The 10,320-nt window shown below is 66.8% G+C and carries 11 protein-coding genes; 3 read left to right on the forward strand and 8 right to left on the reverse strand.

Going from position 1 to position 10,320, the window contains the following annotated elements; translation table 11 throughout:
• Positions 1–59: 59 nt before the first annotated feature.
• The 5 genes from ssuD to A6723_RS08695 form a co-directional block, all read right to left on the reverse strand.
• Positions 60–1,205 (reverse strand): FMNH2-dependent alkanesulfonate monooxygenase, encoded by a 1,146-nt coding sequence (ssuD, locus tag A6723_RS08675; protein WP_054907199.1) that lies wholly within the window; start codon positions 1,203–1,205, stop codon positions 60–62.
• A gap of 10 nt (positions 1,206–1,215) precedes the next feature.
• Positions 1,216–1,773, reverse strand: coding sequence for an FMN reductase (gene msuE, locus A6723_RS08680; protein WP_064979607.1), 558 nt, complete (start codon positions 1,771–1,773; stop codon positions 1,216–1,218).
• 187 nt (positions 1,774–1,960) lie between these two features.
• The gene (locus tag A6723_RS08685) at positions 1,961–3,076 is read right to left on the reverse strand and encodes a saccharopine dehydrogenase family protein (RefSeq protein WP_064979608.1); all 1,116 of its coding nucleotides are present in this window, start codon (positions 3,074–3,076) and stop codon (positions 1,961–1,963) included.
• A gap of 49 nt (positions 3,077–3,125) precedes the next feature.
• Positions 3,126–3,527, reverse strand: a complete 402-nt coding sequence (locus A6723_RS08690; protein WP_054909541.1) for a GFA family protein — start codon at positions 3,525–3,527, stop codon at positions 3,126–3,128.
• A gap of 85 nt (positions 3,528–3,612) precedes the next feature.
• A complete protein-coding gene (locus tag A6723_RS08695) occupies positions 3,613–4,740 on the reverse strand; it encodes an ATP-NAD kinase family protein (protein WP_054909542.1) in 1,128 nt (375 codons plus the stop codon).
• A 248-nt stretch (positions 4,741–4,988) separates the two neighbouring features.
• Between A6723_RS08695 and A6723_RS32085 the strand changes: the two genes are divergently transcribed.
• The gene (locus A6723_RS32085; protein ID WP_164488251.1) at positions 4,989–5,162 is read left to right on the forward strand and encodes a PA1571 family protein; all 174 of its coding nucleotides are present in this window, start codon (positions 4,989–4,991) and stop codon (positions 5,160–5,162) included.
• A gap of 25 nt (positions 5,163–5,187) precedes the next feature.
• On the opposite strand, the gene pdxB is transcribed toward A6723_RS32085, so the two are convergent.
• On the reverse strand, positions 5,188–6,336 hold the full coding sequence (pdxB, locus tag A6723_RS08700) for a 4-phosphoerythronate dehydrogenase PdxB (RefSeq protein ID WP_054909543.1): 1,149 nt from the start codon (positions 6,334–6,336) through the stop codon (positions 5,188–5,190).
• Positions 6,337–6,599: 263 nt separating this feature from the next.
• On the opposite strand from pdxB, the gene A6723_RS08705 reads away from it, so the two are divergent.
• A complete protein-coding gene (locus A6723_RS08705; RefSeq protein WP_054909544.1) occupies positions 6,600–8,003 on the forward strand; it encodes an MATE family efflux transporter in 1,404 nt (467 codons plus the stop codon).
• 181 nt (positions 8,004–8,184) lie between these two features.
• Here A6723_RS08705 and rhtA read toward each other — a convergent pair whose 3' ends face one another.
• Positions 8,185–9,060, reverse strand: coding sequence for a threonine/homoserine exporter RhtA (gene rhtA / locus A6723_RS08710; RefSeq protein WP_054909545.1), 876 nt, complete (start codon positions 9,058–9,060; stop codon positions 8,185–8,187).
• A gap of 52 nt (positions 9,061–9,112) precedes the next feature.
• Here rhtA and A6723_RS08715 point away from each other — a divergent pair, with 52 nt between their 5' ends.
• On the forward strand, positions 9,113–9,715 hold the full coding sequence (locus A6723_RS08715; RefSeq protein ID WP_054909546.1) for a helix-turn-helix domain-containing protein: 603 nt from the start codon (positions 9,113–9,115) through the stop codon (positions 9,713–9,715).
• 416 nt (positions 9,716–10,131) lie between these two features.
• Here the strand turns inward: A6723_RS08715 and A6723_RS32280 are convergent.
• Positions 10,132–10,320 (reverse strand): hypothetical protein (locus tag A6723_RS32280; RefSeq protein WP_218188779.1); only part of this gene is annotated, 189 nt, incomplete at its 5' end.

Raw genomic sequence — 10,320 nt, forward strand, 5'->3', positions numbered from 1 at the left:
TTCCTCTTTGTTCGATTGAATGCGTACCGGGCTCCTGCCCGGCACGTCATGGGTGGGGCTCAGCCGGCCTTGCGTCCGGGCAGCACGTCGTTGGCGATCATTTCGCCGAAGGGCCCGGTAAGGTTGGTCACGCCGCGCCCGGCGAGGCTCGCATAGGGTTCGGGCAGCAACGGGAAGACCAGCTCGGCGAAGCGATACGCCTCTTCCAGGTGGGGGTAGCCGGAGAAGATGAAGCTGTCGATCCCCAGGTCCGCGTACTCCTTGATGCGCTCGGCGACCTGCTGCGGGTCGCCCACCAGCGCGGTGCCGGCACCGCCGCGCACCAGGCCGACGCCGGCCCAGAGGTTGGGGTAGATCTCCAGCTGGTCACGCCGGCCGCCGTGCAGCGCGGCCATGCGCCGCTGGCCTTCGGAATCGAAGCGGGCGAAGGACTTCTGCGCGTTGGCGATGGTCTCGTCGGAGATGTTGGCGATCAGCTTGTCGGCGGCCTGCCAAGCTTCCTCGGCGGTCTCGCGGACGATCACGTGCAGGCGGATACCGAACTTCACAGTGCGGCCCTGCTTCGCGGCTTTCTCACGCACGTCGGCGATCTTCTGCGCGACCGCTTGTGGCGGTTCGCCCCAGGTCAGGTAGACGTCCACCTGCTCGGCGGCGAGGTCGTGGGCCTCGGCTGAGGAGCCACCGAAGTACAACGGCGGGTAGGGCTTCTGGATCGGCGGATAAAGCGCCTTGGCGTTCTCCACCTGCAGGTGTTTGCCGGCGAAGTCCACCGATTCGCCCTGCAGCACACGGCGCCAGATACGCAGGAATTCGTCGGTGACTTCGTAGCGCTCGGCATGGCTGAGGTGGATGCCGTCGCCACGGTTTTCGTCCGGGTCGCCACCGGTGACCACGTTGATCAGCAGGCGCCCGCCGGACAGGCGGTCCAGGGTCGCCGCCATGCGCGCGGAGACGGTCGGCGAGATGATCCCCGGGCGGATCGCCACCAGATAGCGCAGGCGCTCGGTGAGCGGCGCCAGGGCCGAGGCGACTACCCAGGAATCCTCGCAAGAGCGGCCGGTGGGAATCAGCACGCCGTAGTAGCCGAGGGAATCGGCGGCCTGGGCGATCTGCTTGAGATAAGGCAGCGACACCGGGCGCGCGCCCTCGCTGGTGCCGAGGAAGTGGCCGTCACCGTGGGTGGGCAGGAACCAGAACACGTTCATGGAGGGCTCCTCAGGCGGTCTTGCGCAGTTGCGGGCGGGCGAACAGCGGTGCGGCACGTTCGGCGGCCAGCTGGATGCGGGCGCGCAGGGTGTCGCTGGTGATCTGGTAGTTGGCGAAGTCCGCCTCGCTGGCGTACACGCCGATGGGCAGCGTGATCGACTGGAAGAAGCTGAACAGCGGGCGCAGCTGGTGGTCGAGAACCAGCGCGTGGCGCTCGCTGCCACCGGTGGCGGCGAGCAGCACCGGGGTGTCGATCAGGGCGTTCATGTCCACCAGGTCGAACAGATGCTTGAGCAGGCCCGGATAGGAACCGCGGTAGACCGGCGAGGCGACGACCAGCAGGTCGGCGGTCTCGATCTCGCGCAGGGTGGCCTCCAGCTCGGCAGAGAGTTCCTGGCGGGACAGCGCGGCGCCCAGCGGGCGGGCGATGTCGGCCAGTTCGATCACTCGAGCGTCTACCGGAAGCTGCTCGCCGAGAGCGTCCAGTACGGCCTGGGTGAGCACCAGGGTGCGCGAGGGGCGATAGGTGCCGCCGGAAACGGCGACCACTTTGATGGGGCTGGTCATGGGTTTTCCCTGTTGACTGTTGCGCTAGGTACAGAAGCCTTGAGCAAGGGCCGTACCAACCCCCGAAAGGGCCGTAACAACAAGGAAATGTGCGATTTCAGGGCACTTGAGCGGGGTTTCCGGGGTAATCCATGTCACTCAGGCAACAGCGTTGCTGATCGACTGTTGCCAGGGCAACACCCGGTGCTCAATGCGCGGCCAGCTCGCGCAGGCCGTGGGAGATATCCAGGCCCTCCAGTTCAGCCACGTACTCATCCTTGCTGAGCAGGCCGATACAGGGAGTGGCGCCACGCTGGCGCAGCTGCCCGGCGGCCAGTTTGCGCGCCAGCGCCACCGCGGCCATGCAGGGGATGTTCGGGCCATGGTCGCGCTGCGCGAGCATTTCCCAGCACAGCGCCAGGGGCTTGCCGTCGCCGTCAAGGCCGTGCAGCTGGACGAACATGCCGCTGCGGCCATCGCCCAGCGGCTCCATGGCCACGGCCATGCGGTGCAGGCCGGCGCCCAGTCGCGCAGCATCCTTCACCAGACCGGCGCGCACCAGCCAGGACAGGCCCCAGGTGCCGAACTGGGTGAGCCGCAGGCCCAGGCCGGCGGAGAAACGCACGTCCTGCACGCCGGCATAGCGCTGCGGGAAAAGGTCCAGGTCCGGCACATCGCAATGGGCCAGCCAGCGTTGGCCCAGGGGAGCGGGAAAACGGTGGCGATTGAGCCCCTGCCAGCCGTGCACGTCCTGCCAGCGCCCCTGGCGCCACTGCCGCAACGGCTTGCCGCAGTAACCGAGCACCGCGGACACGGTGGCCTGGCCGGGAATCTTCGCCGAGGAGCTGATGCCATGGTGGATGCTGTCCAGCCGCTGGAAGCGCGGTAGCAGTTCGTCGATCACCGAGGCGGCCAGTGCAGGCACGGAGCTGGCACCGCTGCAGACCAGCACGCCGGCGCTGCGCGCAGCGCGGTCGAGTTCATGGATGCCGCAGACGAACTGGCGCGCGTCCGCCAGGTCGATGTAATGCGCGCGGGCACCGATGGCGGCACGGGCGACGCGGTAATCCTGTCCCTGGAAGGGGCCGGCGGTGGAGATCACCAGGTCCACCTTCAGCTCGTTGAGGCGGCCGGCCAGGGTCGGCTGGTTCATGTCCAGGCACACCGCCTCGCCGCCCACCTGCGCGGCCAGTTCATTGGCGCGGCGCTGGTCGCGTCCGCCGACCAGTACGCGGATTCCTTCGATACCGCTCAGACGCCGAACGATCAGGCTGCCGAAGTTACCGTAGCCACCGAGCACCAGCACGCGAAATTTCCGTTCCATTCCCACTGACCCTGCTACTCCCTGAGTGCTGGCGGCTGCGCCAGCTTATTCATCCTGGTTTTGCACCCTCGTGACGGGGCAGATTGTCCTCCAGCGGCCACCAGCTGGCGCGGGACGCGACGTAATAATGTGCTTCGAGCTTTGTCCGTACCGGCTCGTCCAGGGTTCCCGCACGCACCCGCAAAGTCTCCGGCAGGGCATCGCGGGCGCTGTAGATCGGCGAGCCGCAGGTGCGGCAGAACACGCGCTTCTTATCGGGGGAAGCGCGATACTCGCCCAGCTGCGACTCGCCGCTGAGCAGACGGAAGGCCGCGCGGTCCACGGGAATGTTGGTGGCGAACGGCCCGCCCTGGGCCTTGCGGCACTGGCTGCAATGGCAGACCTGGACAGGCGCCAGTTCGCCATCGATCTCGAAACGCACTGCGCCGCACAGACAACCGCCCGAATGCATGGCCCTGCTCCCTCGTCCCGTTTTCACGAAGTGCAGGAGTCTAGATCAGCAACGCGGGTAATCACCACCGTGCCTTCGAGCGGTTTCAGCCCTCGCTGCCCCAGCCCAGCGGATAGAGCAGTTCTTCCTTGTATCCGGCCCACACGCGCACGGCCGCGGGGAAGCTTGCGTCCAGCTCGGCGTCGCCGCTATCCACCAGCAGCGGCCGGCCTTCGAGAGTGCCGAGCTTGCGCTTGGTGGCGATCACCCGCAGCCGTTCGATGCCAATGGCGTGCAGCACCCGTGGGCTGATCTGCTGGTTGCCACGGCCGAGGATATGCCCCTGGCCACCAATGGCCGTCACCAGCAGGAAGGCCGGGTGGCCATCCACCAGTTCGAACAACTGCGCCTCGGTGACATCGCGGGCGATCACTTCACCGTTCTCGATCACGTCGACGCCCAGCAGCGTGGTGTCCAGGTGCAGGTCGGCAGCCAGCCCATGCAGCGTCGAGCCGGGGCCGAAGACGTAGCGCACGTCGTTATCCCAGCTGTCCTCCAGCCAGGCGGCGAGATCGGCCAGCACCAGTTCCTCGGTTTCCATGCCGGCCTGCTTCACGTGCTGCATGAAGTGGCCTTCCTCGGGCACCGTCAGCTCGGCGTACCAGCGCGCGGCGACGCGGCCTTCGCGCAGCGCGGCTTCGTCCAGATCGCGCACTTCCCCCTGGGTCAGGCGCACCAGGCCGCCGTCGACCAGCCGCCGCGCCAGTTCCCCAGCGGCACGCGGGCTGATGGCGTAGACGCCGGAATGGATCTTCACCCCGGCGGGAATGCCCAGCACCGGCTGGCCCTCGCGGGCCACTTCGGCCACGTCCCGCGCGGTGCCATCGCCACCGGCGAAGAGGATCAGCGCCACGCCTGCATCCTGCAGCGCCTGTACGGCGTGACGGGTATCCGCCGCACTGCTCTGCTGCTTTTCCAGCACGCCGACCAGGCGGTGGCCGAAGCCCATGCTCGCCAGCAGCTCGGCGCCCATGGCGCCGGGAACGGTGAGGAACTCCAGGCGCTCGCGCACCGGCAACAGATGCTCCAGTGCCACGCGGGTGCGCTCCGCTGCCCGCGGCTGCGCGCCGCGCGCCAGGGCCAGATCGGCCACCCCGTCACTGCCCTTGAGCGCCGTCGGGCCGCCAATACCGGCCAGCGGATTGATGATCAGCCCTATGCGAATCCTGTCCATACTCAACCTCGAGGGAAACTTCTTCGAACCACCGGCGCAATGCCGGGTCGGACCAGGGAAGCGACGGTTCCACTCACTATAACGACAAGCAAACGACCGGGGACCACGCGATTGGCATGCAATCTGCGAGGGCATTGGTCGTCTGTCTTCGGTGACGGTTCTTCGGCGCTGCCGCGCGCAGCCTCTGTCACCGGGCTTTCATCTGATCTGCCTAGACTGCAACGAACCTGATGTAGAGGAGATTGGCCATGAGCCTGCAAACCCACCGTGAACCCACTCCCCGCCCCGCCCCGCGCAACCCGCAGCAGCCGGTCGGCGGCTCGATCATCGATGCCCAGGGCCGCGAGGTCCCGATCACCGAAGACATGATCCAGCGCGCCTGCCAGGAACTGGACAAGACCTGCGAGCAGCCACGCCGCTGACAGTCGGTGCGGCGGCGCGTCCGTCCTACTCCCCGACCCGGTTGGCGCCCAAGGCGGTCAGCAGGCTTTCCAGGCGCGGCGAATCACCCTGGATGTCCACCCATAGCCCGGTGATCTCGCGCCGCGGCGGGTAATGCTTGCGCAGCGCATCGAAGGCCGCCCGCCGGGTCTTGGTATCGCCTACCAGGCTGCGACGGAAGTTGGCGTCGTCGCTGCGCGGGTCATAGACCGCACGGCAGAGCATCGCCAGTGCCCAGTCGGGGTCGCACTCTTCCTTGAGGCTCAGTTCGGCCAGCCATTGCGCGGGCAGCAGGTCGTCGAGATCGACTTCCGGCGCGCGCTGCTGCCAGGCGCAGAACGCCTCGTAGATCTGCGCCGTACCGCGCAGCTTGCCGTCGAGGCTGTAGCCGGCGATGTGCGGCGTCGCGATACGGCAGAGTTCGGCCAGGCGAACATTGACCTCCGGCTCGCCCTCCCAGACATCCAGCGCCACATCGAGATTCGCGCCGGATTCCAGGTGAACGCGTAGCGCGGTGTTGTCGACCACGCCGCCGCGGCTGGCATTGATCAGCCAGGTGCCGGGGCGCAGCGCCTTCAGGCGCGCGGCGTCGATCAGGTGGCGGGTCGGGTTGTCGCCGTCGCGGGTCAGCGGCGTGTGCAGGCTGATCACGTCGCACTCACGCAGCACTTCCTCCAGGCTGCGAAAATCGCCGCCCTCGGCAGCCGCGCGGGGCGGATCGCAGACGCGCACATCCCAGCCCAAGCCGCGCAACACGTCCACCAGACGACCGCCCACCTGCCCAGCGCCGATCACGCCATAGCGGCGTTCGGCGAGCTTCGCGCCGTGCACGTCGGCCAGCGCCAGCAGGCTGCCCAGCACCCAGTCGACCACGCCACGGGCATTGCAACCCGGCGCACTGGACCAGGCGATACCGGCCTCGGCGAAGTAATCGAGATCGAGATGATCGGTGCCGATGGTGCAGGTGCCGACGAATTTCACCTGGCTGCCCTTGAGCAGCTCGCGGCTGACGTCCGTCACCGAGCGCACCAGCAGCACTTCAGCATCGCCCAGGGCGGCACGGTCGATGCCGCGTCCGGGCAGACGGCGGATATCGCCATGTGCACCGAAGAAGGCTTCGACCAGGGGAATGTTTTCATCGGCAAGGATACGCATGGGCTGACTCCAGAAATCGGCTGCGGGTACTTTACCAGCGCTGCTGCGCGCGGTCCCGCACAGCCATGTAGGGCGCATAACCTGGAACAGGTTATCCGCCGCTCCCCTAAAGGCGGATAACGCTGGCGCGTTATGCGCCCTGCGTCAGCGCCGATCCTTCAGCCCTGCGCGCGGTCCCGCGCGGCGCAGGCAAGACTTCCTGACTGGCCCGTCAGCCCTTAAACTGGTCGGCTTCCCGCCAATTTCTTTCACCAAGGAAAGCCGTGACCAGCCTCGCCCAGCCCGTCTCCCGCGGACGGCGCACCGCCACCGAACTCAAGGAACTGCTGACCCTCGCAGCGCCCATCATGATCGCCCAGCTGGCCACTACCGCCATGGGCTTCGTCGATGCGGTGATGGCCGGCAGCGTCGGCCCGCGTGACCTCGCGGCCGTGGCGCTGGGCAACTCGATCTGGATTCCGGTGTTCCTGCTGATGACCGGCACCCTGCTCGCCACCACCGCCAAGGTGGCCCAGCGCTACGGTTCCGGCGATCAGGCCGGGACCGGCCCGCTGGTACGCCAGGCGCTGTGGCTGGCGCTGCTGGTCGGCCCACTGGCGGGCGCGACGCTGTGGCTGCTCTCCGAGCCGGTACTGCGGGCGATGAAGGTCGAGGAAGCACTGATCGAGCCCAGTTGCTTCTACCTGCGCGGTATCGCCTGCGGCCTGCCGGCGGTGGCGCTGTACCACGTGCTGCGCTGCTACAGCGACGGCCTGGGCCGCACCCGGCCGAGCATGGTGCTGGGCATCTGCGGGCTGATGCTGAACATCCCGATCAACTACGTGCTGATCTACGGCCACCTTGGCTTCCCGGCCCTGGGCGGCCCCGGCTGCGGCTGGGCTACCGGCTCGGTGATGTGGTTCATGCTGCTGGGCATGCTGTTCTGGGTGAACTGGGCCAAGGTCTACCAGCCGAGCCAGTTGTTCAGCCACTGGGAACTGCCGCAGCCGAAGGTGATCGGCAGCCTGGTGGCGGTGGGCCTGCCCATCGGCATCGCGGTATTCGCCGAATCCAGCATCTTCTCGGTGATCGCCCTGCTGATTGGCGAGCTCGGCGAGAAGGTCGTCGCCGGGCACCAGGTGGCGCTGAACTTCAGCGCGCTGGTATTCATGATCCCCTACTCGCTGGCCATGGCCGTGACGGTACGCGTTGGCCAGTCGCTGGGCGCCGGCGCCCCGCGCGATGCGCGCTTCGCCGCCGGCGTGGGCATGGGCGCGGCGCTGGCGTACGCCTGCATTTCCGCCAGCGGCATGCTGCTGATGCGCGAGCACATCGCCGGGCTCTACACCCAGGACCCGGAAGTGCTGGCCCTGGCCGCTACGCTGCTGGTGTTCTCGGCGCTGTTCCAGTTCTCCGATGCCGTGCAGGTCACCGCCGCCGGCGCCCTGCGCGGCTACCAGGACACCCGCGCGACCATGATCATGACCCTGTTCGCCTACTGGGGCATCGGCCTGCCGGTGGGCTACAGCCTCGGCCTGGCCCACTGGCTGCAGGAGCCCACCGGCCCGCGCGGCCTGTGGGAAGGCCTGATCGTCGGCCTGACCTGTGCGGCGGTGATGCTGTGCATCCGCCTGTCACGCAGCGCCAAGCGGCAGATCGTGCTGAACGAGAGGCGCGTGGCGGGATAGTGCCGGAAACATAAAAAGCCGCCCTTGGGCGGCTTTTTCGTTTGGGAGTCCTGCAGGAAAAACACTGCGTAGGATGGTGTGGAGCGCAGCGATACCCATCAATCCCGTGCACGGACAGCATGGGTATCGCTGCGCTCCACCCATCCTACCAACGGCTCGCCGGATACCTTCTGAGGAGCCGTCAGTCAGCGACCAGCGCCGGCTTCGGCCGGCTGCTCAGCGTCGTCCCAATGGAGGCCACGATGATGGCGCAGATGGCGATCCACTGGTGCGAGGTCAGTTGCTCGCCGAGGAAGAACAACCCGGACAGCGCACCGAATGCCGGCTCGATGCTCATCAGGGTGCCGAAAGTACGTGCAGGCAAACGGGTGAGCGCAACCATTTCCAGGGTGTAGGGCAACGCGCTGGAAAGGATCGCCACGCCCAGCAGCGCCGGGAACAGGCTGACATCGAACAGCGCCATGCCGCTGTGCGCGAGGCCGATCGGCGCTACGCAGATCGCCGCGATAGTGATGCCCAGCGCCGCGCCCTGGGCGCCCAGGTCGTTGCCGGCGCGCTGGCCGAAGATGATGTAGAGCCCCCAGCAGACCCCCGCTCCCAGCGCCAGCGCGGCGCCCTTGGGGTCGATGCCGTTGCCGAAGTCAGCGATCGGCAGCAGCAGGCCGAGACCGACCACCGCGATGGCGATCCACAGGAAGTCGATGGGTTTGCGCGAGTAGAACAGCGCCACCGCCAGCGGCCCGGTGAACTCCAGGGCCACGGCGACACCCAGCGGGATGGTCTGCAGCGCCATATAGAAGGTCAGGTTCATCAGGCCCAGCGTCACGCCATAGATGAACAGCGGCTTGAGCGGCTTGCCGCGCAGGGAGGTGCGCCACGGCCGCAGGATCGCCAGCAGGAGGATGGCGGCGAAGATCAGGCGCATGGAAGTCACGCCTTCCGCGCCGAGCACCGGGAACAGGCTCTTGGCGACGGACGCACCGGTCTGGATCGAGGCCATGGACACGATCAGGATGAGGATGGGAAAGACAGTGGAAAGAAAGCGAGAGCGAGGCATGATGCGGACCAGGACAGGCGTTGCAACGGTGGGAAAATCTTGATTGACTGTTATGCGCAACATAATGCGCAAAAAGGCCAGAATGAGCAATATACTGCCCACCCCTTCTGAACGTCCCAGCGTGCTGGTCCACGTCGCCGATAACGTGAAGACGCACCGTCGTAGCGCCGGTCTCAGCCAGGACGCGCTGGCCAAGGCCTCGGGCGTCAGCCGGCGGATGCTGGTCGGCATCGAGGGAGGCGACAACAACGTCAGCCTCGCAACCCTCGACCGCATCGCCGCCGCGCTGCACGTGACCTTCGCCGACCTGGTACGCCCACCGGCCACCGGCGGCCTGACCCGCGTAGACGCCGTCGCCTGGGGCGGCCAGCAGCCCGACAGCCGCGGCACCCTCCTCGCCAGCACACCTGCCACGCGCCAGGCGGAACTCTGGCACTGGGCACTCGCCCCCGGCGACCGCTACAACGCCGAGCCCGACGCCGAAGGCTGGCATGACATGGCCTATGTCATCGAGGGCCGGCTGACCATTGTCCTCGCCGAGGAGACGGTGGAAGTCGAGGCCGGTGGGTTTCATGTGTTCAAGAGCAACCAGCCGTTTTCCTACCAGAACCATGGGGATGTGCTGGTGCGGTTTGTGCGGAACGTCGTGAACTGAATCCCGCTGACAAGCCGCCCTCTCAGGTCGGCGAGGCAATCACGGACGAAGTCTGCTCCTAGGTCAGGGGAAGTAACGGCTGGGAGTGGGCTTGCTCGCAAGCGCTCTGGAAGAACGCTGAACCACCCTCTCCCCAACCCTCTCCCTGAAGGGAGAGGGAGCTATCCATGCTCACTCTGGCTCTGCTTTGGCTTTGGCTTTGGCTTTGAAGTCTTCCAGAGAAATGTCCGCACACGCCGAATGCCCCGTTCAGGAGGCCTCGTTGGAGCGTAGTTTCGGGGGTTGAGCGACATGGATGTCGCGAGAGCTGCGATGGGCCAGGGACGGCCCTTCGCAGCGTGCCCCTGAAACTTCGTTGCAACGAGGGAATTTTTCGCCTAAGCGAAAAACCGGATGTCCGGGGCAAGCCTTCTTGGTTACTTCTTTGGCGTTTGAAAGAAGTGACTCGCCCGAGGGGGCGAAACCCAATACATCCGAACACGCAAATGCGGCGCAGAAACACCCAACTCCAAAAAAAGGCCCGCATCAAGCGGGCCTTCTTCGTTAACGCTCGGGATCAGCTGCCCTGCGGCATCTCGCCCCGCGCCAACCGTGCATTGATATCG

The organism is Pseudomonas sp. AU11447, assembly GCF_001672555.2.
Taxonomy (GTDB): domain Bacteria; phylum Pseudomonadota; class Gammaproteobacteria; order Pseudomonadales; family Pseudomonadaceae; genus Pseudomonas; species Pseudomonas nitroreducens.